Source organism: Micromonospora sp. HB375, from assembly GCF_017872985.1.
Taxonomy (GTDB): domain Bacteria; phylum Actinomycetota; class Actinomycetes; order Mycobacteriales; family Micromonosporaceae; genus Micromonospora; species Micromonospora chalcea.
In genome coordinates this window covers 5,801,362-5,825,622 of the sequence record NZ_JAGGJO010000001.1, presented here as the reverse complement: position 1 = coordinate 5,825,622, position 24,261 = coordinate 5,801,362, and the positions used below count along the sequence as shown (strand labels likewise).

Below are 24,261 nucleotides of genomic sequence, written 5' to 3'. Positions count from 1 at the left end.
GGCGGGCGTGCCAGCATGCGCGGATGCGCAGCGCACGGCTCACGGTCCAGGCCAACGGCATCACCCAGGCGGTCCGCGTGGCCGGTCCGCCGGACGGCGTACCGGTCCTGCTGGTGCACGGCAACGTCTCCTCCTCCGCCTTCTGGGAACCGCTGCTCGCCCGGCTGCCGGACACGCTCCGGGTGGTCGCCCCCGACCTGCGCGGCTACGGCGAGACCGACACCGCACCCGTTGACGCCACCAGGGGGCTCGACGACTTCGCCGACGACGTGGCCGCGTTGCTGGACGTCCCGGGGCTGTTCCCGCCCGGCGCCCGGCCGGTGGTGGCCGGGCACTCGCTCGGCGGCGGCGTGGCGATGCGGCTGCTCGTCGGCCACCCCGAGCGGGTATCCGGGCTGCTGCTGGAGGCGCCGGTGTCCCCGTACGGCTTCGGCGGCACCCGGGACCTCGACGGCAACCCCACCACGCCCGACTTCGCCGGGACCGGCGCCGGAGGCGCGAACCCGGACTTCGTGGCGCGGCTCGCCGCCGGTGACCGGAGCGCCGACGGCCCGACCAGCCCGCGGGCGGTGCTGCGCGCCGCGTACGTGGCCGACCCGGCCTCGCTGGGCGAGCACGAGGACCTGCTGCTGGACAGCATGCTGACCACCGCCACCGGGGACGACAACTACCCGGGCACCGCGGTGGCCTCGGCGCACTGGCCGGGGACCGCCGCCGGGCCGCGCGGCGTCCTCAACGCGTTGGCCCCGGCCCACTTCCGGCTCGCCGACGAGCTGGTCGCCGTGCCGGTCAAGCCGCCGGTGACCTGGGTACGCGGAGACGCCGACGTGATCGTCTCGGACACCTCGCTGTTCGACCTGGCGTACCTCGGTCAGCTCGGCGTGGTGCCCGGCTGGCCGGGCCCGCAGGAGTGCCCGCCGCAGCCGATGGTGGGGCAGACCCGCGCGGTGCTGGACCGGTACGCGGCGGCCGGCGGGACGTACCGTGAGGTGGTGCTGCCCGGGTGCGGGCACAGTCCGCACCTGGAGCGGCCGGCGGAGTTCGTCGCCGAACTGCTGGCGCTGGCCGGGGAGAACGCCACCGGCTGAGGCGCGGTGCGTGAAATATCCCACGGCGTCTCGACAACACAGCGTCACGTGGCAGACTCCGGCGCATAACCTTAGCGGCCGTTCATGTCGCGGACGGCGGAGTCGAGCCAGGGGAGGCCGGTCGTGGCGCGGGAGTTCACCAGGGTGGGCGTGGTGGGTCTGGGCACCATGGGTGCCGGCATCGTGGAGGTGTTCGCCCGCAACGGCCTCGACGTCACAGCCGTCGAGATCTCCGAGGCCGCCCTGGAGCGGGGGCGGGTCACGCTGACCGGCTCCACCGACCGGGCCGTCGCCAAGGGCAAGCTCGCCGAGGCCGAGCGGGACGCGCTGCTGGCGCGCGTCGACTTCCGGGTCGGGCTGGACGCGCTGCACGACGTGGACCTGGTGATCGAGGCGGTGCCCGAGCACCTGGACCTCAAGCAGCGGATCTTCGCCGAGCTGGACCGGGTCTGCAAGCCCGAGGCGATCCTGGCCACCAACACGTCCTCGCTGAGCGTCACCGAGATCTCCGTCGCCACCTCCCGGCCCAACCAGGTCATCGGCATCCACTTCTTCAACCCGGCCCCGGTGATGAAGCTGGTCGAGGTGGTCCGCACGGTGGTCACCTCGGCCGACGTGGTCGCCGACGTGGAGGCGCTCTGCGAGCGGCTCGGCAAGGTCGACGTGACGATCAGCGACCGGGCCGGCTTCATCGCCAACGCGCTGCTGTTCGGCTACCTGAACCACGCGGTCGGCATGTTCGAGGCCCGCTACGCCACCCGCGAGGACATCGACGCCGCCATGAAGCTCGGCTGCGGCCTGCCGATGGGCCCGCTGGCGCTGATGGACCTGATCGGTCTGGACACCGCGTACGAGATCCTCGACACGATGTACCGGCGCGGCGGCCGGGACCGCCGGCACGCCCCGGCCCCGCTGCTCAAGCAGATGGTCACCGCCGGGCTGCTCGGCCGGAAGTCCGGTCGCGGCTTCTACACCTACGAGCGGCCGGGCTCGCCGAAGGTCGTACCCGACGAGTACACGCCGCCGGCCGGTGACGCCGCGCTCGCCGACGGCGCCCGCGCCATCGCGAAGGTCGGCGTGGTCGGCTCCGGCACCATGGCCACCGGCATCATCGAGGTCTTCGCGAAGGCCGGCTACGAGGTCATCTCGGTGACCCGGGGCGCGGAGAAGTCCGCGAAGGTCTGCGAAACGGTGAAGACCTCGCTCAACAAGGGCGTGGTGCGGGGCAAGCTCAGCGAGACCGACCGGGACGCCGCGCTGGGCCGGATCACCTGGTCCGCGACGCTGGACCACCTGGCCGACGTCGACCTGGTGGTCGAGGCCGTGATCGAGGAGCTGAGCGTCAAGAAGGCGCTGTTCGCCAGCCTCGACGAGATCTGCAAGCCGGGCGTCGTGCTCGCCACCACCACCTCGTCGCTGCCGGTGATCGACGTGGCGATGGCGACCCAGCGCCCGGCCGACGTGATCGGCCTGCACTTCTTCAACCCGGCGCCGATCATGCCGCTGGTGGAGATCGTGCGGACCATCCGCACCTCCGCCGAGACGTCGGCCACCGCCCGCGCGGTCTGCGCGACGCTCGGCAAGACCGGCGTGGTCTGCGGCGACCGGTCCGGCTTCATCGTCAACGCGCTGCTCTTCCCGTACCTGAACGACGCGGTGCGGATGCTGGAGGCCAGCTACTCGACCGCCGACGACATCGACTACGCGATGAAGCTCGGCTGCGGTTACCCGATGGGCCCGTTCGAGCTGCTCGACGTGGTCGGCCTGGACGTCTCGCTGGCCATCCAGCGGGAGCTGTACCTGGAGCTGCGCGAGCCCGGCTTCGCCCCGGCGCCGCTGCTGGAGCACCTGGTGACGGCCGGCTACCTGGGCCGCAAGTCCGGCCGCGGGTTCCGCGACCACACCCGGCGCTGACCGTCGTCAACAGCCGGGCCCGGTGACGGCGTCTTCGAGGTGTGACCTTCGAGGAGTACGTCGGCAGCCGCGGCCCGGCGCTGTTGCGTCTGGCCCGGCTGCTGACCGGCGACGCGCACCGCGCCGAGGACCTGACCCAGGACGTGCTGGCCCGCGCGTACGTGCACTGGCGCAAGATCGCCCGGGCCGACCGGCCCGACGTGTACGTGCGCCGGATGCTCGTCAACGCCAACACGTCCTGGTGGCGGCGGCGGTCCAGCCATGAGCTGGCCGTCGACACGTTCGCCGACCGGCCCGAACGCGGCGACCTCGGCGGCGAGGCGGCGGACCGGGACGAGATGTGGGGGCTGATCCGCGCCCTCCCGGACCGCCAGCGCGCCGTGCTGGTGCTGCGCTACTACGAGGACCTGGACGACGCCACGATCGCCCAGATCCTCGACTGCTCCCCGGTCACCGTCCGCACCCACGCGATGCGGGCGCTCGCCCACCTCCGGGAGCGCTGCGGCGTCCCGATGACAAAGGGGAGCCGGCTGTGACCGACCTCGACCAGCGAATCGTCTCGGTGTTGCGGGAGCACGCCGAGGGGGAGACAGACACCGGACGCCTGCTGCGCCGCTCGCGCGCGCTCGGCCGGCGCCGGCAGGTACGCCGCCGAGTCACCGCCGGCACCGCGCTCGCCCTGGTCGGCGTGCTCGGCTTCACCGGCGTGGTACGCGCGGACGTGGGCGGGCTGGCCGGGCGGATGCCCTGGACGGCCGCGACGCCGGAGGTGGCGCCACCCCCGGTGCCGCCGCTCGCCGACGGGGTGCCCGGGGCGCTTCAGCGTCCCGATCTGGTCGGTACCGATCCGCAGGTGCTGCACCTGGGCGTCGACACCACCCGGGCCCGCTATCTGGGCTGGTCCGTCCACAGCTCGAACGCGGTCGAGTCGATCCGACTCAGCGCCGACGGCGGACAGCCGGTCCTGCTCGAGGTGAGTCCGGTGGCGAAGGCGCTCGACGACACCTCGATCGAGGGTTTCCCGGTGCAGGCCGTCAGCGGTCGGCTGACCTTCGACGGTGGCGTGCTGCGCGTCGCCGGTACCGACGGTCTGGTCAAGTCGTGGCAGCCCTTCCCCGGTCTCTACGCCCGGGCCGCCACGCTTCGCGGTGACGTGGCCGCCTTGGACCGGGTCGCCGGCCTGGTGCGCTGGGACGAGGCCCGGCGATGCACCGGGCCGGTGCGGCTGACCACGTTGCCGGCGAACGCGGCGGTGACGGCATGCGCGGTGGACGCGGCCGCCTTTCCGAAGAGCCTCACGGTTCAGCTCACCGTCGCCCGGGCGCCCTCCTCGACCATGTGGTTGCGGCTGATCTACGGGGCGGAGATGGGGGAGGACAAGGGCCGCGCCAGCAACCGTGACCTGGGTGGCCGCCCGGGCTTCCGCTATCCGGACGGCAACCGCCTGGAACTGCTCAGCCTGCCCAAGGTGCGCTTGACAGTCGACTTCGCCTGGCCCTTCCCCGGCGAGGGACCCCCGGGGCAGGTGAACTTCACCGAGGCCGACGCGGCGACCGTGCTGACCGGAGCGAAGGTGGCGGCAGACCTCACCCGTCCGCACACCTGGCCCTGACCGGCCACCCGAGCGATCTTGGTACGGAACGGCCCTTGGAAGGGCGTACCCGTACCAAGATCGCTCGGGCCGGTCCGGCCGGCGGCCCGTACGCTTGGTGACCGTGAGCCCCCGTCGCAACCGGCCCCGCCGGGAAGAAGACCCCGGCCTGGACGCCGAGCGTGCCCGCCACGGCGTACCGACAGTGCAGCAGTGGCGCGACGGCGACTGGCAGGTACGCGCGATCAGCGGCGGCGCATCGGTCAAGACGTACCGTTGTCCCGGCTGTGACCAGGAGATCCGGCCGGGCGTGGCGCACCTGGTGGCCTGGCCGGCCGACGACCGGGGCGACCTGACCGACCGCCGGCACTGGCACTCCGGCTGCTGGCGGGCCCGGGACCGGCGCGGCCCGAACCTCCAGCGCGGCCGGGGCGCCCCGCGCTACGGCTGAGCGATCTGGATCACCCGGTTCCCGTCCCACTGGGCGGCCGGGCCGCCGACGCGGGAGACTGGCAGGCGTGAGCACTCCGATTCGCGCGTCGTCGATCCTGCCCGGCCGCCGGGAGGACATCGAGCTGCACACCGCCGACGGGCTGACGCTCGTCGGTGAGCTGGCCCGGCCGCTGGAGGGCGAGCCGTCCGCCACCCTGGTCTGCCTGCACCCGCTGCCCACCCACGGCGGGATGATGGACAGCCACGTGTTCCGCAAGGCGGCCTGGCGCCTACCCGCGCTGGCCGGCCTCGCAGTGCTCCGGTTCAACACCCGGGGCACCAGCAGCGTCCGCGGCACCAGCGAGGGCGCCTTCGACGGCGCCGTCGGCGAGAAGTTCGACGTGGCCGCCGCGATCGAGTACGCCGAGTTCCACGAACTGCCGAACATCTGGTTGGTCGGGTGGTCGTTCGGCACCGACCTGGCGCTGAAGTACGGCTGCGACCCGGCGGTGGCCGGCGCGATCCTGCTCTCCCCGCCGCTGCGCTACTCCGCCCCGGAGGACCTGGCGGTCTGGGCCGAGACGGGCAAGCCGCTCACCGCGCTGGTCCCCGAGTTCGACGACTACCTGCGGCCGGAGGAGGCCGGGCAGCGGTTCGCCGCCGTCCCGCAGGCCGAGGTGGTCGGCGTGGACGGCGCCAAGCACCTCTGGGTCGGCGACGCGGAGAAGGTGCTGGACGAGATCGTCCGGCGGGTCGCCCCGGGCGTACCGCTGCCGCTGCCCACCACCTGGGACGGCCCGATGGAGACCGGCGACGTCAGCGCGTACGCGGACCGCACTGTCGCCGCGTTCGCCGACACCCCGGTGCCCGGCCCGGCCCAGCGGCGCGCCGAGTAACGGCTCAGCGGGCGTCCTGGCGGGGTAGCACCACCTCGCGCAGGATCAGCTGCAACGCGGCCACCGTGGGAATCGCGATGAGCGCGCCCACCACGCCCAGCAGCGCCACCCCGAGCAGCGCGGCCAGCAACGCGGCCACCTCGTTCACCGAGACCGCCCGGCGCATGATCTTCGGGTAGATCAGGTAGTTCTCCACCTGCTGGTAGACCACGAAGAAGACCAGGCAGGCGATGCCCACCGGCAGGTCGGTGGCGAGCCCGACGAGCGTCACCACCACCGCGCCCAGCGTCGCGCCGATCTGCGGGATCAGGTCGGTCACCGCGACCACCACGGCCAGGGCGAACGGGTACGGCAGGCCGACCGCCAGCGCGAACACGAACGTGCTGACCCCGGCCAGCACCGCGATGGCGAGCGCGCCCACCATGTACGCGCCGACCCGGGTCAGGATCTCGTCGCCGATCAGCCGGACCCGCTCCCGGCGCGAGCGCGGCACCAGCGCGTACCCGAGTTCGCGCAGCCGGTCGAAGTACGCCAGGAAGTAGATCGTCAGCACCAGCACGGTGAGCAGGCGGAAGAGCGTCCCGAAGATCAGTTGCGCGCCGCCGAGCACACCGCCGAGCGCCCGCCCGACGTTGTCCGCGTTCGCCGCCGCCTGGACCCGCTCCATCACGTCGTAGCGGATCACCAGATCGTTGACAGTGGGGTTGCGGCGCAGCTCCTCGACGTACCCGGGTAGCTGCTGGATGAACTGGCCGGACTGGGTCACCACCGGCGGCACCAGCGCCAGCAGCCCGGCGACGATCAGCAGCAGCAGGGTGAGTGTCACGACCGCCACCGCCAGCCCGCGCGGCAGGCCCCAGTTGCGCAGCCGGACCACCGCCGGGTGCAGGCCGACCGCGAGGAACAGCGCGATCACCACGAGCACCAGGATGCCGGCCGCGTTCCGCACGCCCAGGAACAGCGCGTACGCCAGCAGCACGCCGAGCGCGCCGGTGAAGCCGATCAGGAAGGCGCTGCGCCGTAGCGGGCGCCCCGGCACGCCGAACCGGCCGCTCGGCTCGAACTCGGCCGGCTCGACGTCGGTCGGCCGCTCGCTGCCCATGTCCGTGCCGGCTCGCGGGTTGCCGACGGCGGTCGTGGCGTCGCGCGCGGGTTCCGCCTCGCCGGTAGGGTTCACGGCCGCCGCCTCGTCATCAGGGGCGGCGGAGACCTCCTGCGACACCCGTGCCTCCCGGCTTCCGCGCTGCCGGCTCGCCCGCCGGTGCCGTCCACGGCCGACGCGCGGCCCTCTGCCCGCAGGGTAGTCCTCGCCGTCCGCCCCGACCATCCCACCACCGCTTCCGGCCGGGCCGTCCCGCCGGGTGCGGCGGGTGGGTCAGTCCTTGTCGACCGTCACCGTGCTGGGCTTGGCGCTGCGCTCGTCGGTGGTCGGCTTGGTCGGGCGCTTGCCGTTCTCACCGGTGCTGGTGATCTTCGTGGGGGTGGCGCCCCGCCCGCCCTCACCCGGCACGGCGGCAACAGTGGGCTCGCCGTCGACGCCCGCCCCGCCGGGGGAGTCCATGGTGGTCACCGGCTCGCCGACCGGTTTCGCCTTGCCCGCGTCGGCGGGCTCGCCGTCACCAGTGGCCGGCCCGGCGCCGCTGGGGACCGCGGTGGCGGTGCCCTTCGCGGCCACCGGCGCACCGCCGCCGGCCGGGGTGTCGCCGACCGTCTCCGCGCCGCTGGTGACCGGTGTGCCCTCGCCCGCCGGCCCGCCGTCGGCAGTGGACCGGCCGGTGGAGGCGGCGGCGAGGTCGTCCGGGTCGACCGGGGTGGCCGTGATGCCGGCCGAGTCGGCGTCGCGCCGCAGATCCGCGAGCTGCCGCTGCAGGTCGTCGGACTCCTGCCGCGACTTCCACGTCTCGGTACGCAGGTCGGCCAGCTCCTGCTGCGCCTTGGCGATCTCCAGCATCACACCGGCGAGCTGCTGCCGGCCGGCGGCCACCTCCTGCTGGGTCGCGGCCAGGTGCTGCTGCGTCGTGGCGAGGTGCTGCTGGGTGGTGGCCGCGTACTCCTCGAACTGGCGGCGCGAGGCCGCGACGTGCTCGTCGGCCTTGCGGCGCTGCGCGGTGGCGTCCGCCTCGGCCCGGCGCAGCAGCTCGGCGGCCTCCAGCTCGGCCTGCTGCCGCATGCTCAGCGCGTCGGCCTCGGCGGCCTGCCGGACGTCGGCGGCGGTGCGCTCGATCTCGTCGCGGCGCATGGTGTACGCCTGTTCCAGCTCCTCCTGCCGCTTGGCGTGCTGCTTGTCCAGCTCGTCGCGGCGCTTGGCGAACTCCTGCTCGGCGGCGGCCCGGCGCTGGGCCAGCTCCTTCTCGGCGCTGTCCCGCCGCTCGGCGACCTCCTTCTCCACCCCGGCCCGCCAGGCGCCCAGCTCCTGCTGGGTCTGGGCGCGGGACTGCTGCACGTACGCCTCGGTCTCGGTGCGCATGCGCTGCACGTACGCCTCGACCTCGGCGCGGTTGCGCTTGCCGGCCTCGGCGGCCTCGGTGGTGAGCCGGTTGGCCTCGGTGCGGGCCCGGCCGCGGGTGGCCTTGGCCGCCTCCTCCGCGTCGTCCACGATCTTCTTGGCCTCGGCGAGCGCCTTGGCGTGCGTGGCCCGGCCGGCCTCGGCGGCGGCGTCGGTGAGCCGCTTGGCCTCCTGCTGGCCCTTGGCGTGCACCTCCTTGGCCGCCTCGCGGAGCTGGTTCGCCTCCTGCTGGGCCTTCGCCAGCGCCTCCTTGGCCGTCTCGCGCAGCCGGGCGGCCTCCTGCTGTGCCCGGGAGTGGATCTCCTTGGCGGTGTCGCGGAGCTGGGTGGCCTCCTGCTGGGCCTTCGCCAGCGCGTCCTGGGCGGTCCGGCGCAGCTTCTCCGCCTCGTCCCGGGCGGCGGCGCGCATCTTCTCCGACTCGTCCTGCGCGCTCTTGCGCAGCGTCGCCGACTCGTCCTTCGCGGCCTTCAGCGTGGCCTCGGCCTCGGCCTTGCGGGCGGCGGTGTGCCGCTCCTCCTCGCTCCGGCGGGCGGCCAGCGCGATCTCGAAGTCCTTCAGCGCCTGGGCGGCCTGCTCCCGGGCCTCCTCGACGATGTGCTCGGCGGCGGCCCGGCGGGCCTCGATCTCCTCGTTGGCGGCGGCGAGGATGTCGTCGGCCTGCTCCTCGGCCATGGTGAGGATCTGCTCGACACGCGGGCCCAGGTGCCGGAACGACGCCCGGTCCACCACCGCCGCCTGCTTGCGCACCTGGGCCAGGTCGCGCTGGAGCACCTCGACCTGACCGGCCAGCTTGTGGATCTGCGTGTACGCCTGTTCCCGCTCGGTCGTCAGCGCCGCGATCTCGTGCTCCGCGCGAGCGACGTAGCGGTCGACCTGCCGTTTCTCGTACCCCCGCAGGGCGGACTCGAAGCTGGGCTCCGTCGTCACGTCCCCGCCGAGCGCGAACAGTTCCTCGCCGTGCGACATGACCCCATCCTCACACGCATCCGGCTCTGCTGGGGCGATACGGACGCCCCTTCTGGGAGCTACTTCACCCTCCCGGCGAAACGGGCCCGCACAGCATGACGGCGCGAGGCGACACCGGTCACCCGGTGTCACCCCGCGCCGTGGCTCATGCCCCCGACAGCGGGTGTAACGGTCAGCCGGCCGACTCGGCCGTCACCTTCTGCCCGGAGGCGTCGGCCTTCGGGGTGTCGCCCTTGCCGCCGGCCGGCACGCCCGGCACGATGCCGGCCAGGCCGGACAGCATCTGCCCGAGCTGCGAGGTGACCGCGTCCTTCTGGCGGGTGAGGTCCTCGACCTCGCGGCGGGCCGCCTGCGTGGTCAGCTCGGCCTCGGTACGGGCCTCGTTGAGCACCCGCTGCGCCTCGGCGCGCGCCTCGTTGAGCGTCTTGTCGGCCAGCGCCTTGGCCTTGTCGACGGTCTCGTTGGCGGTGCGCTCGGACTCGACCCGGCGGGCCTCGGCCCGCTGCTCGATCTCCTTGGCCCGCTCCTGCGCGGCGCGGGCGCGCTGCTCGGCCTCGTTCACCAGCTTCTGGGTCTGCGCGACCTGGGCGGCGTGCCGCTCCGACTCCTCGCGCTCGGCCTTCTCCCGCCGCTCGGCGAGCTGGAGCTCCAGCGCCTGCAGGTCCTTGTCGCGCTTGTCGCGCGCGTCGGTGAGCAGCTTGGTCGCCTCGGCGCGCTTCTCCTCGGCCTCCCGGGCGGCCTTGGCCCGCTGCTGGGTGATCTCCCGCTCGGCGGTGGCGCGCAGCGTGGCGACCTCGCGCTCGACAGTCGACTTCAGCTCGGCCACCTCGTGCGCGGTGACCGTACGCAGCTGCTTGGTCTCGCGGTCGGCGTCGGCGCGCAGCGTGTCGGCCTCGCGGCGGGCCTGCACCCGGACCTCGGCGGCCTCGCGCTCGGCGGCGGTACGGACGCTGCCGGCCTCGCGCTCGGCGGTCGCCTTCATGGCGGCGGCCTCGGCGCGGGCCTTGTCGGTGATCTCACGCGCCTCGAGGCGGGCGGCGGAGAGGATGCCCTCCGACTCGCGCTTGGCCTCGTTGCGGTGGTCGTTGGCCTGCTCCTCGGCCAGCCGCAGGATCTGCTCGACGCGAGTGCCCAGGCCGGACAGGGTCGGCCGGCTGTTCTCCTCGAGCTGCTTGTTGGTCTCGGTGAGCTTCTGCTCGAGCGCGCTCTGGCGCTGCTCGGCCTGCCGCAGCCGGCGCTGAGCGTCGTTCATCCGCTGCTCGGCCTCGGCGCGGGCCTGCTCGGACTGGCTCAGGGCGGCGGTGAGGCGGCCGATGAAGTCGTCCACCTGGTTGGTGTTGTAACCGCGCAGGCCAACGGTGAAATCGGGCTGTGAGTTCGCGTTATCGAAGAACGCAAGAGGGGAGGACTGCTGCTGGGGCATTGGGACATACTGGCAGACGCCCCAGGGTGGTTCGCAAGAGCGGTCGGCACCTTTCGCGTCCTGTTTACATGGTCAACTCGGCCGCCCGGCGGGACCGGACCAATAGGCGATCTTGGCAGCTCCCGGGCGGGTCGGGCGGGTCGGGCTTCTGCGGGGAAGGCGGCGCGAAAAGGGCCGCGGGTTCGACACCCACGGCCCTTTGTGCGTACGCCGGTCGAATGGCGCCCGGGTCGGCCGGAAAGGCAATCCGGGACGACCGTACGGTCAGTGACCGCGGAAGCGGTTGATCGCGCTTTCGTGCCGCGCGCGCATCTCGGTGTCCCGGACGCCCAGTCCGTCGGCGGGGGCGAGGCACCGCACGCCGACCTTGCCCTGGTGCGCGTTGCGGTGCACCTCGTACGCGGCCTGGCCGGTCTGCTCCAGCGCGTACGTCTTCGACACGGTCGGGTGCACCTTGCCGAGCGCGACCAGCCGGTTTGCCTGCCACGCCTCGTGGTAGTTGGCGAAGTGGCTGCCGACGATCCGCTTGAGGTGCATCCACAGGTAGCGGTTGTCGTACTGGTGCATGTAGCCGCTGGTGGAGGCGCAGGTGACGATCGTGCCGCCCTTCTTGGCGACGTAGACGCTGGCGCCGAACGTCTCCCGGCCCGGGTGCTCGAAGACGATGTCCGGGTCCTCGCCGCCGGTCAGCTCGCGGATGCGCTCACCGAAGCGGCGCCACTCGTCCTGGTCCTGGGTCTGCTCGTCGGACCAGAACTTGAACCCCTCGGCGGTACGGTCGATGACCAGCTCGGCGCCCATCTTGCGGCACAGCTCGGCCTTCTCCGGCGAGGAGACCACGCAGACCGGGATCGCGCCGCCGTTGAGCGCCATCTGGGTGGCGTACCCGCCGAGGCCGCCGGACGCGCCCCAGATCAGCACCACGTCGCCCTGCTTCATGTTCGCGCCGTGGTGCGAGACGAGCTGCCGGTACGCGGTGGAGTTGACCAGCCCCGGGCTGGCCGCCTCCTCCCAGCTCAGGTGGCGCGGCTTCGGCATCAGCTGGTTGGCCTTGACGATCGCCAGCTCGGCCAGGCCGCCGAAGTTGGTCTCGAAGCCCCAGATCCGCTGCTGCGGGTCGAGCATCGTGTCGTCGTGACCGGCGGAGTCCTCCAGCTCGACCGACAGGCAGTGCGCGACCACCTCGTCGCCGGCCTTCCACTTGGTCACGCCCGGCCCGGTGCGCAGCACGACGCCGGCGGCGTCCGAGCCGACCACGTGGTACGGCAGGTCGTGGCGGCGGGTCAGCTCGGAGAGCCGGCCGTAGCGCTGGAGGAACTTGAACGTGGGCAGCGGCTCGAAGATGCTCGTCCACACCGTGTTGTAGTTGATCGCGCTGGCCATCACCGCGACGAGCGCCTCACCCGGGCCCAGCTCGGGGGTGGGCACCTCCTGCACGTGCAGCGCCTTGCGCGGGTCCTTGTCGCGGGTGGCCATGCCCTCGAACATGCGGGTGTCCTCGGCGCGCACCACCACGCCCCGGTAGCTCTCCGGCACGGGCAGGCCGGCGAGCCCGGCGAGCTCCCGCTCCGGCTGCGACGAACCCTCCGCCGCCATGATCGCTTCGAGGATGTCCTGCACGGTGACCTCCCGTTTGTCCGCACCCGCACACCGCGGGCAGGGGTGCTGCCATCGTCGGCGCCGATGCGACGGGACCGCCATGTCGGCAATCGACACATTCGGCACCGGTCGCCGCTGCTGTTCGGGCGGACGTTACTTAACGGTAGCTAAAGCAGGAACCCCTCTGTGAAAAACTGCATCGACCGATGCGTGGAGGTGTACGTGGGAACGTGCAAGCGCGCACTGCCGCGCGCGTTCCCACTTGTTAGGAAGGGCCCCTTCTTAACAGACGTCTGTTAAGAAGGGGCCCTTCCTTGCGCATCAGGCGGGCTGGACCAGCTCGATCAGCACGCCCCCGGCGTCCTTCGGGTGCACGAAGTTGACCCGGGAGTTCGACGTGCCGCGCCGCGGAGCGTCGTAGAGCAGCCGCACGCCACGCTCGCGCAGCGCCGCGCAGGCCACGTCGATGTCCGCCACCGTGTACGCCACCTGCTGGATGCCCGGACCGCGCTTGTCCAGGAACTTGCCGATCGTGGTGTCCGGGGACAGCGGCGCGAGCAGCTGCACCATGCCGCCGGACGCGTCCGGCCCGACCGCCAGCATCGCTTCGCGTACGCCCTGCTCCTCGTTCGTCTCGGTGTGCATGCAGCGCATGCCGAAGGTGCGCTGGTAGAAGTCGATCGCGGCGTCCAGGTCGCCGACGGCGATCCCGACGTGGTCGATGCGGCGCAGCCCGATGTCTGTGACAAACTCGGCAGCGGGCTCGACGGGGGAGTTCTCAGCCATGACGCTAGTCTGACCGAACAATCGTTAAGGCGTACAGGTCGGCACCCCCTCGGAGGCAGGCAATGGCTTCGGTGATCGTCAGCGGCGCGCGGACCCCGATGGGGCGCCTGCTGGGCAACCTCAAGGACCTCCCCGCGACCAGGCTCGGTGGCATCGCGATCAAGGCGGCGCTGGAGCGCGCCGGCGTCGCGCCCGACCAGGTCCAGTACGTGATCATGGGGCAGGTGCTCCAGGCCGGCGCCGGGCAGATCCCGGCCCGGCAGGCCGCCGTCGAGGCCGGCATCCCGATGTCCACCCCGGCGCTGACCATCAACAAGGTCTGCCTCTCCGGGCTGGACGCGATCGCGCTGGCCGACCAGCTCATCCGGGCCGGCGAGTTCGACGTCGTGGTGGCCGGCGGCATGGAGTCGATGACCAACGCCCCGCACCTGCTGCTCGGCCAGCGCTCGGGCTACAAGTACGGCGACGTGGCGGTCAAGGACCACATGGCGCTGGACGGACTCACCGACGCCTGGGACTGCTGCTCGATGGGCGAGTCCACCGAGCGGCACGGCGCGAAGCACGGCATCACGCGCGAGGAGCAGGACGCGTTCGCCGCGGCCAGCCACCAGCGCGCCGCCGCCGCGCAGAAGAACGGCCACTTCGCCGACGAGATCACCCCGGTGGTCATCCCGCAGCGCAAGGGCGAGCCGCTGGTGATCAGCGAGGACGAGGGCATCCGGCCGGACACCACCGCCGAGTCGCTCGGGAAGCTGCGCCCCGCCTTCACCAAGGACGGGACCATCACCGCCGGCAGCTCCTCGCCGATCTCCGACGGCGCCGCCGCGGTCGTGGTGATGAGCAAGGCCAAGGCCAAGGAGCTGGGGCTCACCTGGCTGGCCGAGATCGGCGCCCACGGCAACGTGGCCGGCCCGGACAACTCCCTGCACTCGCAGCCGTCCAACGCGATCAACCACGCCCTGAAGAAGGGCGGCCTGAGCATCGACGACCTCGACCTCATCGAGATCAACGAGGCGTTCGCGGCGGTCGGTATCCAGTCCGCCCGTGACCTCGGCGTCGATGCCGACAAGGTGAACGTCAACGGCGGCGCGATTGCGCTCGGCCACCCGATCGGCATGTCCGGCGCCCGGCTCGTGCTCACGCTGGCGATGGAGCTGAAGCGCCGGGGCGGCGGCACCGGCGCGGCGGCGCTCTGCGGCGGTGGCGGGCAGGGCGACGCGCTGATCATCCACGTGCCGACCGGTGACGAGAGCTGATAGCTGATACCTGTGAGTGACGTACAGAACGCCCCGGCGGCGGCCACCGGCCCGGTGCGCCGCAGCCGGGACGTACCCATGCTTGTCGAGCGGGCCCGCGCGGGCGACCCCCGCGCGGTGGCCCGGCTGATCACCCTGGTCGAGTCCGGCGACGAGGTGCTGCCGCAGGTCGCGGCGGCGCTCGCGCCGTACGCCGGGCAGGCCCAGGTCGTCGGCCTGACCGGCTCGCCCGGGGTGGGCAAGTCGACCACCACGAACGAGCTGGTCCGGGCGTTGCGGGCGCGCGGTCACCGGGTCGGCGTGCTGGCGATCGACCCGTCCAGCCCGTTCACCGGCGGCGCCATCCTCGGCGACCGGGTCCGGATGCAGGACCACGCGACCGACCCGGGCGTCTACATCCGCTCGATGTCCAGCCGGGGCCACCTGGGCGGGCTCTCCGCGGCCACGCCGCAGGCGGTGCGGGTGCTGGAGGGCGCGGGCTGCGACGTGGTGCTGGTCGAGACCGTCGGCGTCGGGCAGGCCGAGGTGGAGGTGGCCTCGCTCGCCGACACCACGCTGGTGCTGCTCGCGCCGGGCATGGGTGACGCGATCCAGGCGGTGAAGGCCGGCATCCTGGAGATCGCCGACGTCTTCGTGGTCAACAAGGCCGACCGGGACGGCGCCGACGCCACGGTCCGCGACATCCAGGGCATGATCGCGCTCGGCGAGCGCGGGCCGGGGGAGTGGCGGCCGCAGGTGGTGCGCTCGATCGCCGCCCGCGCCGAGGGCATCGACGACATCGCCGCCGCGATCGACAAGCACCGCGACTGGCTGGAGCGCCACGGCGAGCTGCGCCGCCGCCGGGAGACGCGGGCCGCCGCCGAGATCGAGGCGATCGCGCTGGGCGTCCTGCGCGCGCGGATCGGCTCGCTGCGCGACGGTACGCAGCTCCCGACGCTCGCCGCCAAGGTGGCCGAGGGCGCCATCGACCCGTACGCGGCGGCCGACGAGCTGCTGGCCCAGCTAGGCTCCTGACCCGCCCCCGCTCCCGCCGAGATCTTGGTACGAATCGGCCCCCATAGGGGCCCTTTCGTACCAAGATCTCCACCGCTCCCACCTGGCGGAACGCCGATCCCGCGTGACGGGAGGCGCTCGCCGAACCTCGGGCCCACGCCACCCCCACAACCCCGCGATCTTGCAGTTGCGGCCCCGGGGGCGCCTGCTTCGCGGCTTCTGTCGGGGCCGCAACTCCATGATCGACGGTCGATGTACGCTCCCCCGGACGAGGGAGGGTGGGGCGCGTGGAGCACGACGCTACTCAGGAACTGCCGGTGACACCTGGCGTGGTCGCGGGCGGGAGCACTTCGGTGTCGGACGAGGTGGTCGAGAAGATCGCGGTGGCCGCCGCGAAGTCGGTGCCCGGGGTGGCCGAGCTGGGCGGCGACATCGCCCGCTTCTTCAACGCCGTGCTGGACCGGGTCGGGCTGGACCAGGTCGGGGACGCGCGGCGCGGCTGCTCGGCGCACGTCACCGACGGGTCGGCAGTGGTCAACCTCGTCCTCGTGATCGATGCCGGCCACCCGGTGCCGCAGGTGACGAACGAGGTGCGGGCCGCTGTGGCGTCCGCGATCGAGGCGTACGGACTGCGCGCCGCCGAGATCAACATCCGGGTCGACGACGTGGCGATGGGTACGCCCACCGTCTGACGAGCGCCGCCCGGCTCAGTCGTGTGCCGGGCGGGTCAGCTCCACCTCGTCGCCCGGCAGCAACTCCACGTCGCCCTCCGGGCCGTGGATCTCGAGCACCGGTACGCCCTCGTCCAGCAGCATGTTCCGGCGCTCGGCACCGGTAGGCATCCGCGCGACGACTCTCGCGCCCGCGGCCAGCTCCACCTGCCTGCGCTGCGGCGTCTCCCGGACCCGCGTGCCGAGCGGACGGCTGGTGGTGACGAGCCCTTCCGACCGCAGCAGCGAAATCGCCATCCGGACCGCGTCGCGGCCGATCTGGTGTTCCTGGCTGAGCCGCGACTCGCTGCCGACGCTCGCCCCGGGCGGCAGCGCGCCCGATTCGATCTGCTCCCGGATCAGGTCGGCGAGCTGGACGTAGACCGGCGTGTGCGAGCGCGGATCGATGGTCATGACGTAAGCCTTGTGCCCCGATAGATCTGATCCATCAAGGCTTTATGGCAATGATGGATTGTAGCCATGTTGGATTCTTGCTATGGTCGGAGCGTGTTCGCGCGGTAACCGGCGGACATGACTCCTTCGAGTGCGCTCAATCTCGACTGCCCCGGTGCCGTACCGCGAAGTGACGCTGCGGTGGCGGGGCGGGCGGGTCCGCCCGCGCGCGGCGGGCGGGTGGTCCCGCCCTTCCAGTCCTTCGACCACGAGAGGCAGGCGTTGGTGCGGTGGAACATCCGGTGGCCCGGTCGGCGCGCGCGAGCCGGTCGCGGCACCACCCAGCCGGGCTGCTACCGGGCGGCCAACTACACGCCGTTGCGCCCCTGGCAGGTGCGGGAACGGCGGTTCCGGACGACGCGGCTGGGCCGGCGCGGGCTCGACCCGGCCGAGGTGCACGAGTTCCTCGACCGGGTGGCGCTCGACCTGGCCGACGTCTACCGGGCGCTCGGCGTCAGCCGGGAGGAGACCGCGCGGGTCCGGGACGCGCTGCGGCGCTGGCAGTCCGAGCAGGCGCAGATGCGGATGAACGCGGGGGCGTACCGTCGATGAGTCCCCGCGAGCGGTTCGTCATCCACCTGCCGGTCGTCGCCGGTGACCTGGCCGGCGCCGTACGCCTGGCCCGGGTCGTGGCCCGCTGGTCGGGCGTGCTCGCCCAGGCCGACCCGGGCGAGACCACCGTCTCGGCCGAGGACGAGCAGGGCGTACGCCATCGGGTCTTCTGTGATCTGCGGATGGGCGACGGCCGGCGCTGCCTGCTGCGGGCCGACCACGACGGCCGGTGCGCCCGCCGGCCGCTCCGGTGACCCGCCGCCCGGCCTGCGCACTCGTCGTGACGGGCGGGGGCTGACCGCCGCACGGGTCGATGCACCGTACCGTTGTTCCCAGCGGCGCGAGGCCGCCGTGCGTCGGGAGGTTCGCCATGCCGAAGGGTGTCTCGTTCGCTCCAGTGCGAACCGTGAGGGCGTACGAGGGGATCGTCCGGCAGGTCGAGGAGCGGATCGCCGCCGGGGATCTGCGGCCGGGGGACCGGCTGCCGAGCGAGCGCGAACTGACGACGCAGTTCGACGTCAGCCGGTCCACTGTGCGTGAGGCGCTGCGCGTGCTGGAGAGCAGCGGCCTGATCCGTTCGCGTCCCGGTGACCCGCTCGGGCCGCAGGTGATCGCCTCGACCGCCTCGGCGATGCGCAAGCTGTTCGCCCGGGTCGTGGACAGCCGGCGGCTCGGCGTGGCGGAGTTGCTCCAGTTCCGGATGATCATCGAGTCGGCGGCCGGTTCCGTCGCCGCCCGGATGGCGTCACCGTCCGAGCTGGACGAACTGGAGCAGGCGCTGGCGGGCATGCGGGACGCGGTGGCCGACGGCTACGAGGCGTTCAGCGCGGCCGACGTGCGCTTCCACGAGCACGTCGCCCGGCTGTCCGGCAACGAGTTGCTCGTGCTCTGCCTCGACGCGGTCCGGAGCATGGTGCTGGACCTGATCTCCACCAAGCTCGCCGAGGCGCCGGACCGCGAGGCCCTGATGGAGCGCACCCTGGCCCACCACCGCCGCGTTCTCGACGCGATGCGCGCCGGTGAGGCCGACGAGGTCACCCGGCTGACCCGCGAGGAACTGCACCGCTACTACGCCGAGTACGTGCCGGAGGCGCGCCGCTCGATGGTGGACGTATTGCTCTGAATCCGCCTGATGTGGCCTGACCTCGGATTATGAGAGTCGGCCATCAGCTGAGCAGGCTCTTCCCTTCAACTGGTCTGACCAGTAGCCTCCCCCACATCTCGTCGTGTACCACGGGGGACCACCAGTTGCCCAATGCATCGACCGCCCCGGATTGGGGCGGAGGTCGCACCGCTTCACATGGGAGAAGCTGCATGAAGTCGTCCAGATTCGCCGCGATCGCCGCGGCAGCCCTGGTCTGTCCGGGACTCGTGCTCGTCGGGTCGCCCGCGTCGGCCAACCCCGCCGCCGGCGCCCCGGGCGCCCACAACGCCATCACCGACGTTCCCGGAATCCAGGTCGGCCAGGTTCAGTCCGACACCGCCCCGTACCTGACCGGCACCTCCGTCGTGTACATGCCGCAGATGTCTGTGGCCAGTGTGGACCAGCGTGGCGGCGCTCCCGCCACCAAGGAGACCGACCTGCTCAGTCCGCTCAACTCGAACCCGGGCGTCAACGCGATCCAGCTCGGCGGTAGCAGCATGTACGGGCTGTCCGCCACCAACGGCATCATCCGCTGGCTGGAGGACCGCGGCGAGGGCGTACGCGTCGGCGCCGGCGGCGTGGCCCCGATCGTCCCGGCCGCGGACATCTTCGACCTCGGCCGCGGCGGTGACCCGAAGGCGCGCACCTCCGCCGAGTGGGGCTACCTCGCGGCGCAGGCCACTTCGGACGGTCCGGTCCGTCAGGGCGGCGTCGGCGGCGGCACCGGCGCCCGCGGCGGCGGCCTGCGCGGCGGCGTCGGCACCGCCAGCGTCCACCTCGGCGACGGCATCTACGTCGGCGCGATGGTGATCGTCAACCCGGCCGGCTCCCCGGTCGACCCGGCCGACTGCACCCTGTACGGCGTCAAGTTCGGCATCGGCAACGAGTTCGCCGGCTACAAGGCTCCGAAGAAGCAGGAGTGCAACCCGCCGAGCACCGCCGCGCAGCAGCCGGCGAACACCACGATCGCCGTGGTCGCCACCAACGCGCCGCTGGAGAAGGCCGCTGCCCAGCGGATGTCCGGCAACGCGCACGACGGCATGGCCCGCGCGATCAGCCCGATCCACACCCTGGGCGACGGTGACACCGTCTTCGCCGTCTCCACCGGCAAGGGCGAGGCGCTGCAGATCAACGACCCGGCCGACACCCGTCAGCTGAACGCCATCTTCAACGCCGGCGCCAGCACGCTGGCCCGTGCCATCGCCAAGGCCGTTCTCTCGGCCGAGAGCATCGGCAACACCACCAGCTACTGCGACCGCTACCCCTCGGCCTGCAAGGGCATGAAGCAGCTCAAGCAGTGGCGTACGCAGGGCAACGCCCCGGACGTGACCCCGGAGACCTTCGCCCAGGCCACGCAGGCGCTGGCGCAGACCCCGGTCCCCGCGCCGGCCGGTGCCGACAACGGCAAGCCCAAGCCCAAGCCGAAGGCCGCTCCGGCGGGCAACACCACGCAGCAGGAGTCGCAGAACGGCATGGTCCTCGCCTCCGACAACACCGGCGGTCCCACGCTCTCCACGGGCGTGACCACGGGCCTGCTGGCCGCCGGCATCCTGGGCGTCGGCCTGCTGGGCATGCACCTGCGGGGTCGCCGCCGGGGGCAGGCTTCCGACCAGCTCGCCTGACACGCACGCCGTCTCACCCTCGCGCCGGTAGCTAGGCGCGTGTGAACGATCGAGGCGGGTTCCGTCCACCCCGGACGGGACCCGCCTCGCTGCGTTCCTCAGCCACCCGCCCCGCGCGGCGCGCCCGGCGTGCGCCCGGCGTGCGCCTTGCCGATCTTGGACTTGTGGTGGCTCACAAAAGTCGCCACTCGGGCATCCTGGGCGCCACAACTCCAAGATCGGCGGAGTGGGCCGTCACGGCCCGCGCACCTCGAAGCAGGGCAGATGCTGGGCGCGCCGGACGCAGCCGGCCAGGCGTGGGGAGCGTGCCGCCTCGGCGGGTTGCTGCGCAGCGCTGTCGCCGGACTCCAGGGCCGGGCGTACGCAGTTCAGCCCCGGCTCGGCGACGATCGTCGACGTCCCGCGTCCGGGCAACGCGAACCCGGCTCGGCGATGCCGGTGCCCCGGGCGTTGCCCTAGAGGCCGTCGGCCGGCCCGAGCCGCTGCCGGGCCGGCCGGTGTCGGGGCGCCCCGAGGCACGCCTGCACCATCACCTCGACCTCCTCGCGGGTGCAGGCACACGTAGAAGGACCTGGTGGGCGGAGCCCACCAGGTCCTTCTACGTCGTGGTGCTGGTTACTTCTTGGAGACCTTGGTGACGTCGAACGACTGGGTCACCGCGTCCTTCGGGTAGCCCTCGACGCCGTCGCGGATCACCGCCAGGTTCGGCAGCAGGAACAGCCAGTCGCTGGCCGCCTCCTGCGAGATGACCTTCGCGGCCTCGGCGAACTTCTTGTCCCGGGTGGCCGCGTCCAGGGCCGTGTCGGCCTCGTTCATGAGCTGCGTGACGGCCGGGTTCTTGTACCGGTAGTAGTACTCCGGCTGCCCGTAGCGGACCAGGTCACGGGGCTCGACGTGGGCGATGATCGACATGTCGTAGTTGGCCTTGCCGAGCACCTTGTCCAGCCACTGCGGCATCTCGACGTTGTTCTGGGTCACCTTGATGCCGACCTCGGCGAGCTGCGAGGCGACGAACTGCGCGGAGGCGCGGGCGTAGCCGGGCGGCGGGACGTCCATGGTCAGGGTGAGCCCGTTCGCGTGACCGGCGTCGGCGAGCAGCTGCTTGGCCTTGGCGGGGTCGTGCGGGAAGTCGCCGGTGCGGTCCTCGTACCACGGGTCGCTCGGCGGCACCATGCTGCCGATCTTCGTGCCGTAGCCGGACCACACGGTCTTGATCAGCGCGTCGTGGTCGATCGCGTGGCGGATCGCCTGGCGCACCCGGGCGTCGGCCAGCGGGCCCTTGCTGTTGTTCATCGACAGGACGACCTCACCGGTCGTCTTGCCCTCGATCACCTGGAACTGCTTGTTGCCCTTGAACACCTCGAGCAGCTGCGGCGCCTGGATGTTCGCCACGATGTCGAGCTGGCCGGAGAGCATCGCGTTGTTCAGCGCGTTCGCGTCGGTGATGTAGCGGAAGACGGCGGTGGCGACCTTCGCCTTCTCACCCCAGTAGCCGTCGTTGCGCACCAGGGTGATGCTGTCGCCGCGGTTCCACTTGTCGAACTTGAACGGGCCGGTGCCGTTCGGCTTGGTCCCCAGGTCGGTGGCGTTCTCCTTGAGCACCACGCCGACGCGGCCGGCGACGTCGAACAGCCAGCTCTGGCTCGGCCGCGACAGCGTCACTTCCACCGTGGACGCATCCGGCGCCTCGACGGTCTTCACGACCGTCATCTGGGACTTGAACGGGTTCGTCGAGCCCTCCGCGGTCACCCGCTTGAAGCTCCACACCACGTCCTGCGCGGTGAGCTTCTGGCCGTCGTGGAAGGTCACGCCGTCGCGGAGCTTGAACGTGTACTTGGTGCCGTCGTCGGACATCTTCCATTCGCTGGCCAGCAGCGGCTCCACCTCACCGGTGTCCGCGTTCTGGCGCACCAGGCCCTCGTACACGTTGTAGAGCAGGACCTGCGGGATCGCGGCGCCGGCCTCGGCGGTCAGGTCGAGGCTTACCGGCTCGAGGTAGGCACCGAGGGTGACCGTACCGTTGCCGGAACCGCCACCGCCGGTGGTGGTCTCGGAGTCACCATCGCTACTGCACGCGGTCAGAGCCAGCGCCGTGGCGAGCAGCACGGCGGGCAGCGTTATCTTCAGCCGATTCATTCGTGTGTCCCATCGCGAAGAACGCCAAGGGCGCTCGTAGCCTGTGAGGCGGGACACTAGGAGTGTGGTACCCGATGCAAAAGGGCCAGTTCAGCGGGGTCGGCAGGTACCAATCGGCGTCTGACTACCGGGCCACCCGGAATCCGGTGTTGCCACTTGAGGAGTCAACGGTGGTCCGACTCCGTGCGGCCACGCGGTAACGGTTGCAATAAGAGTCGTGGCAGAGGTACGAACCACCCCTGATGACGCTCTCACCTGGTGAGACGTGTCCTCGGCGGTCGCGCCAGGGTTCGGCCGTGAGTTCCCAAACGTTGCCCGCGACGTCGTACAGGCCGTAGCCGTTCGGCGGAAACGCGGTCACCGGAGAGGTGCCCACGAACCCGTCGTCCGCCGTGTTGACAGCGGGAAAGGCGCCCTGCCAGATGTTGCACAGGTGCCGCCCGCCCGGGGTCAGCTCGTCGCCCCAGGCGTAGCGGGCCTGGGACAGCCCGCCGCGTGCCGCGTACTCCCACTCGGCCTCGGCCGCCAGCCGCGTCCCCGACCACTCGCAGTACGCCTCGGCGTCCCGGTGGGAGACGTGGACGACCGGATGCCGCTCGCGTCCGGACAGGCCCGAGCCGGGCCCGTCCGGGGCCGCCCAGCGCGCCCCCTCGACCGCCAGCCACCAGGGCGCGCCCGGCACCGTGGCGTCGAGCACCCACGGGCGCGCGGACGGGGCGAGCAGCAGGTGGAAGACGAAGGACCAGCCGTACCGTTCCGCGTCGGTGCGGTAGCCGGTGGCCTCGACGAAGCGGGCGAACTGCCGGTTCGTCACCGGTGTCGCGGCGATCTCGAACGGGGCCACGGTGACCGGGCGGACCGGCCCTTCCAGGTCCTCCGGGAAGCCCTCCGGATCGTCGGTGCCCATGAGGAAGGTGCCGCCGGGCAGCGCGATCAGGTCGTCCGTACCGGCGGGGCCGGCGCGGACGGCACTGGGGCCGGCCGTCGATCCGGCGGCGGCGGGCGGGCGTTTCGGCGCGCAACACGGCGACGGCGGAGGGCTTCCTCCGCCGTCGTCCGGTTCAGCCGATTCGGTGCTCACATCCGCGCTACGCCGGCAGGGCGTCCGCCTGGTACGCGTCCTCGCTGATGGCGGCGGCGACGGCGTCCCCGAAGTCCTCCGTCGACATGCCCATCTCCGGCCCGCGCATCGCGCCCAGGCGCGGCAGCACCGCCTTCACCCCGTCCTCCAGGCTGCGGGCCGCCTCCGGGTGGCCCAGGTGCTCCAGCATCAGCGCGGCGCTGAGGATCGACCCGGCGGGGTTGGCCCAGCCCCGGCCCGCGATGTCGGGCGCGGAGCCGTGCACCGGCTCGAACATGCTCGGCGCCGACCCGGTCGGGTTGAGGTTGCCGCTCGCGGCCAGGCCGAGACCGCCCTGCACGGCCGCGCCGAGGTCGGTGATGATGTCGCCGAACAGGTTGTCGGTGACCACGACGTCGAACCGCTCCGGCTGGGTGACCAGGTAGAGGCACATCGCGTCGACGTGCACGTACTCCACCGAGATCTCCGGGTACTCCGCCGCGACCTCCTCGAAGGTCCGCTGCCACAGGTCGCCGGCGTACGTGAGGATGTTCGCCTTGTGCACCAGGGTCACGTGCTTGCGGCGGGTCAGGGCCAGCCGGAAACCGTGCCGGATGAGGCGTTCGACCCCCTTGCGCGTGTTGACCGACTCCTGGGTGGCGATCTCGTCCGGCCCGCCCCGGTGGATGAAACCGCCGGCACCGACGTAGGCGCCCTCGGTGTTCTCCCGCAGGATCACCAGGTCGCACTGCTCCGGACGCAGCCCGCCGATGGGCGAGGGCACACCTGGTAGCAGCTTGACCGGCCGCAGGTTGACGTACTGGTCGAAAGCGGTCCGCAGATGGATGACCAGGCCGCGTTCCAGCACCCCGGGTGGCACCGAGGGGTCGCCGACGGCGCCGAAGAGAATGGCGTCCGCCTTGGCCAGTTCCCGCTCCACGTCCGGCGGCACGACCTGGCCGGTGATCCGCCAGTAGTCCGCGCCGAGTTCGTAGTCTTCCCAGACCAGGTCCAGCCCGAACCGCTGGGCGGCGGCGTCGCACGCCTTGACCGCCTGCGCGGTGACCTCCGGTCCGATGCCGTCGCCGGGCACCAGCGCGATTCGCTGGGCGCTCATTAGTCCACCTCTGTCCG

At 72.2% G+C, this 24,261-nt stretch carries 23 protein-coding genes; 13 read left to right on the top strand and 10 right to left on the bottom strand.

Annotated features, from left to right (window positions below; translation table 11 throughout):
• The first annotated feature begins 23 nt into the window (after positions 1–23).
• The 6 genes from J3R08_RS25720 (at position 24) to J3R08_RS25695 (ending at position 5,921) form a co-directional block, all read left to right on the top strand.
• Positions 24–1,088 (top strand): alpha/beta fold hydrolase, encoded by a 1,065-nt coding sequence (locus J3R08_RS25720; RefSeq protein WP_140946395.1) that lies wholly within the window; start codon positions 24–26, stop codon positions 1,086–1,088.
• Positions 1,089–1,211: 123 nt separating this feature from the next.
• Positions 1,212–3,002 carry a 3-hydroxyacyl-CoA dehydrogenase family protein gene (locus J3R08_RS25715; protein ID WP_064447821.1) on the top strand — a complete coding sequence of 597 codons (1,791 nt, stop codon included), beginning with the start codon at positions 1,212–1,214 and terminating at the stop codon, positions 3,000–3,002.
• 41 nt (positions 3,003–3,043) lie between these two features.
• Positions 3,044–3,538: a SigE family RNA polymerase sigma factor gene (locus J3R08_RS25710; protein WP_064447820.1), complete on the top strand. Its 495-nt coding sequence runs from the start codon at positions 3,044–3,046 to the stop codon at positions 3,536–3,538.
• The gene (locus tag J3R08_RS25705; protein WP_209963038.1) at positions 3,535–4,614 is read left to right on the top strand and encodes a hypothetical protein; all 1,080 of its coding nucleotides are present in this window, start codon (positions 3,535–3,537) and stop codon (positions 4,612–4,614) included. The genes J3R08_RS25710 and J3R08_RS25705 overlap by 4 nt, the downstream gene beginning before the upstream one ends.
• 97 nt (positions 4,615–4,711) lie before the next feature.
• On the top strand, positions 4,712–5,044 hold the full coding sequence (locus tag J3R08_RS25700) for a hypothetical protein (RefSeq protein WP_069087243.1): 333 nt from the start codon (positions 4,712–4,714) through the stop codon (positions 5,042–5,044).
• 67 nt (positions 5,045–5,111) lie between these two features.
• Complete coding sequence (locus tag J3R08_RS25695; RefSeq protein ID WP_064447817.1) at positions 5,112–5,921, top strand: alpha/beta hydrolase; 810 nt, start codon at positions 5,112–5,114, stop codon at positions 5,919–5,921.
• A gap of 4 nt (positions 5,922–5,925) precedes the next feature.
• On the opposite strand, the gene J3R08_RS25690 is transcribed toward J3R08_RS25695, so the two are convergent.
• The 5 genes from J3R08_RS25690 to mce all read right to left on the bottom strand — a co-directional run bounded on the left by J3R08_RS25690 (position 5,926) and on the right by mce (position 13,201).
• The gene (locus tag J3R08_RS25690) at positions 5,926–7,023 is read right to left on the bottom strand and encodes an AI-2E family transporter (RefSeq protein WP_197494949.1); all 1,098 of its coding nucleotides are present in this window, start codon (positions 7,021–7,023) and stop codon (positions 5,926–5,928) included.
• 273 nt (positions 7,024–7,296) lie between these two features.
• Positions 7,297–9,393 (bottom strand): hypothetical protein, encoded by a 2,097-nt coding sequence (locus tag J3R08_RS25685; RefSeq protein ID WP_209963036.1) that lies wholly within the window; start codon positions 9,391–9,393, stop codon positions 7,297–7,299.
• A gap of 172 nt (positions 9,394–9,565) precedes the next feature.
• Positions 9,566–10,816, bottom strand: a complete 1,251-nt coding sequence (locus J3R08_RS25680; RefSeq protein WP_043328731.1) for a DivIVA domain-containing protein — start codon at positions 10,814–10,816, stop codon at positions 9,566–9,568.
• A gap of 264 nt (positions 10,817–11,080) precedes the next feature.
• Positions 11,081–12,436, bottom strand: a complete 1,356-nt coding sequence (gene ccrA / locus J3R08_RS25675; RefSeq protein WP_043328733.1) for a crotonyl-CoA carboxylase/reductase — start codon at positions 12,434–12,436, stop codon at positions 11,081–11,083.
• A gap of 300 nt (positions 12,437–12,736) precedes the next feature.
• Positions 12,737–13,201: a methylmalonyl-CoA epimerase gene (mce, locus tag J3R08_RS25670; protein WP_043328735.1), complete on the bottom strand. Its 465-nt coding sequence runs from the start codon at positions 13,199–13,201 to the stop codon at positions 12,737–12,739.
• A 62-nt stretch (positions 13,202–13,263) separates the two neighbouring features.
• Between mce and J3R08_RS25665 the strand changes: the two genes are divergently transcribed.
• The 3 genes from J3R08_RS25665 to J3R08_RS25655 all read left to right on the top strand — a co-directional run bounded on the left by J3R08_RS25665 (position 13,264) and on the right by J3R08_RS25655 (position 16,142).
• Entirely contained in the window at positions 13,264–14,457 is a 1,194-nt protein-coding gene (locus tag J3R08_RS25665; protein WP_209963034.1) for an acetyl-CoA C-acetyltransferase, read from the top strand.
• Positions 14,458–14,535: 78 nt separating this feature from the next.
• The gene (gene meaB / locus J3R08_RS25660; RefSeq protein ID WP_240925857.1) at positions 14,536–15,471 is read left to right on the top strand and encodes a methylmalonyl Co-A mutase-associated GTPase MeaB; all 936 of its coding nucleotides are present in this window, start codon (positions 14,536–14,538) and stop codon (positions 15,469–15,471) included.
• A 266-nt stretch (positions 15,472–15,737) separates the two neighbouring features.
• The gene (locus J3R08_RS25655) at positions 15,738–16,142 is read left to right on the top strand and encodes an Asp23/Gls24 family envelope stress response protein (protein WP_030503875.1); all 405 of its coding nucleotides are present in this window, start codon (positions 15,738–15,740) and stop codon (positions 16,140–16,142) included.
• Between the two features lie 15 nt (positions 16,143–16,157).
• On the opposite strand, the gene J3R08_RS25650 is transcribed toward J3R08_RS25655, so the two are convergent.
• Positions 16,158–16,574 (bottom strand): winged helix-turn-helix domain-containing protein, encoded by a 417-nt coding sequence (locus J3R08_RS25650; RefSeq protein WP_030503874.1) that lies wholly within the window; start codon positions 16,572–16,574, stop codon positions 16,158–16,160.
• Positions 16,575–16,838: 264 nt separating this feature from the next.
• Between J3R08_RS25650 and J3R08_RS25645 the strand changes: the two genes are divergently transcribed.
• The 4 genes from J3R08_RS25645 (at position 16,839) to J3R08_RS25630 (ending at position 19,931) form a co-directional block, all read left to right on the top strand.
• Positions 16,839–17,165, top strand: a complete 327-nt coding sequence (locus J3R08_RS25645; protein WP_369799366.1) for a DivIVA domain-containing protein — start codon at positions 16,839–16,841, stop codon at positions 17,163–17,165.
• Positions 17,162–17,419: a hypothetical protein gene (locus J3R08_RS25640; RefSeq protein WP_209963033.1), complete on the top strand. Its 258-nt coding sequence runs from the start codon at positions 17,162–17,164 to the stop codon at positions 17,417–17,419. Before J3R08_RS25645 ends, J3R08_RS25640 begins: the two co-directional genes overlap by 4 nt.
• 152 nt (positions 17,420–17,571) lie before the next feature.
• The gene (locus J3R08_RS25635; RefSeq protein ID WP_274476686.1) at positions 17,572–18,288 is read left to right on the top strand and encodes a FadR/GntR family transcriptional regulator; all 717 of its coding nucleotides are present in this window, start codon (positions 17,572–17,574) and stop codon (positions 18,286–18,288) included.
• A gap of 191 nt (positions 18,289–18,479) precedes the next feature.
• Positions 18,480–19,931 carry a P1 family peptidase gene (locus J3R08_RS25630; protein ID WP_209963029.1) on the top strand — a complete coding sequence of 484 codons (1,452 nt, stop codon included), beginning with the start codon at positions 18,480–18,482 and terminating at the stop codon, positions 19,929–19,931.
• 234 nt (positions 19,932–20,165) lie between these two features.
• Here the strand turns inward: J3R08_RS25630 and J3R08_RS25625 are convergent, their stop codons facing one another.
• The 4 genes from J3R08_RS25625 to J3R08_RS25610 all read right to left on the bottom strand — a co-directional run bounded on the left by J3R08_RS25625 (position 20,166) and on the right by J3R08_RS25610 (position 24,244).
• Complete coding sequence (locus J3R08_RS25625; protein ID WP_140946394.1) at positions 20,166–20,345, bottom strand: hypothetical protein; 180 nt, start codon at positions 20,343–20,345, stop codon at positions 20,166–20,168.
• 201 nt (positions 20,346–20,546) lie between these two features.
• Positions 20,547–22,067 (bottom strand): ABC transporter substrate-binding protein, encoded by a 1,521-nt coding sequence (locus tag J3R08_RS25620; RefSeq protein WP_209963028.1) that lies wholly within the window; start codon positions 22,065–22,067, stop codon positions 20,547–20,549.
• Between the two features lie 124 nt (positions 22,068–22,191).
• The gene (locus tag J3R08_RS25615; protein ID WP_104114885.1) at positions 22,192–23,148 is read right to left on the bottom strand and encodes a formylglycine-generating enzyme family protein; all 957 of its coding nucleotides are present in this window, start codon (positions 23,146–23,148) and stop codon (positions 22,192–22,194) included.
• A 7-nt stretch (positions 23,149–23,155) separates the two neighbouring features.
• Entirely contained in the window at positions 23,156–24,244 is a 1,089-nt protein-coding gene (locus J3R08_RS25610; RefSeq protein ID WP_064447810.1) for a 3-isopropylmalate dehydrogenase, read from the bottom strand.
• Between the last annotated feature and the right edge of the window lie 17 nt (positions 24,245–24,261).

Excerpts from the sequence above, each read along its gene's own strand:
- J3R08_RS25720 (WP_140946395.1), top strand. The coding sequence starts at position 24 with ATGCGCAGCGCACGGCTCACGGTCCAGGCCAACGGCATCACCCAGGCG.
- J3R08_RS25665 (WP_209963034.1), top strand. The coding sequence starts at position 13,264 with ATGGCTTCGGTGATCGTCAGCGGCGCGCGGACCCCGATGGGGCGCCTG.
- J3R08_RS25650 (WP_030503874.1), bottom strand. The coding sequence starts at position 16,574 with ATGACCATCGATCCGCGCTCGCACACGCCGGTCTACGTCCAGCTCGCC.
- J3R08_RS25620 (WP_209963028.1), bottom strand. The coding sequence starts at position 22,067 with ATGAATCGGCTGAAGATAACGCTGCCCGCCGTGCTGCTCGCCACGGCG.
- J3R08_RS25685 (WP_209963036.1), bottom strand. The coding sequence starts at position 9,393 with ATGTCGCACGGCGAGGAACTGTTCGCGCTCGGCGGGGACGTGACGACG.
- J3R08_RS25630 (WP_209963029.1), top strand. The coding sequence starts at position 18,480 with ATGAAGTCGTCCAGATTCGCCGCGATCGCCGCGGCAGCCCTGGTCTGT.
- meaB (WP_240925857.1), top strand. The coding sequence starts at position 14,536 with ATGCTTGTCGAGCGGGCCCGCGCGGGCGACCCCCGCGCGGTGGCCCGG.
- J3R08_RS25690 (WP_197494949.1), bottom strand. The coding sequence starts at position 7,023 with ATGGGCAGCGAGCGGCCGACCGACGTCGAGCCGGCCGAGTTCGAGCCG.
- J3R08_RS25680 (WP_043328731.1), bottom strand. The coding sequence starts at position 10,816 with ATGCCCCAGCAGCAGTCCTCCCCTCTTGCGTTCTTCGATAACGCGAAC.
- J3R08_RS25610 (WP_064447810.1), bottom strand. The coding sequence starts at position 24,244 with ATGAGCGCCCAGCGAATCGCGCTGGTGCCCGGCGACGGCATCGGACCG.
- J3R08_RS25640 (WP_209963033.1), top strand. The coding sequence starts at position 17,162 with ATGAGTCCCCGCGAGCGGTTCGTCATCCACCTGCCGGTCGTCGCCGGT.
- mce (WP_043328735.1), bottom strand. The coding sequence starts at position 13,201 with ATGGCTGAGAACTCCCCCGTCGAGCCCGCTGCCGAGTTTGTCACAGAC.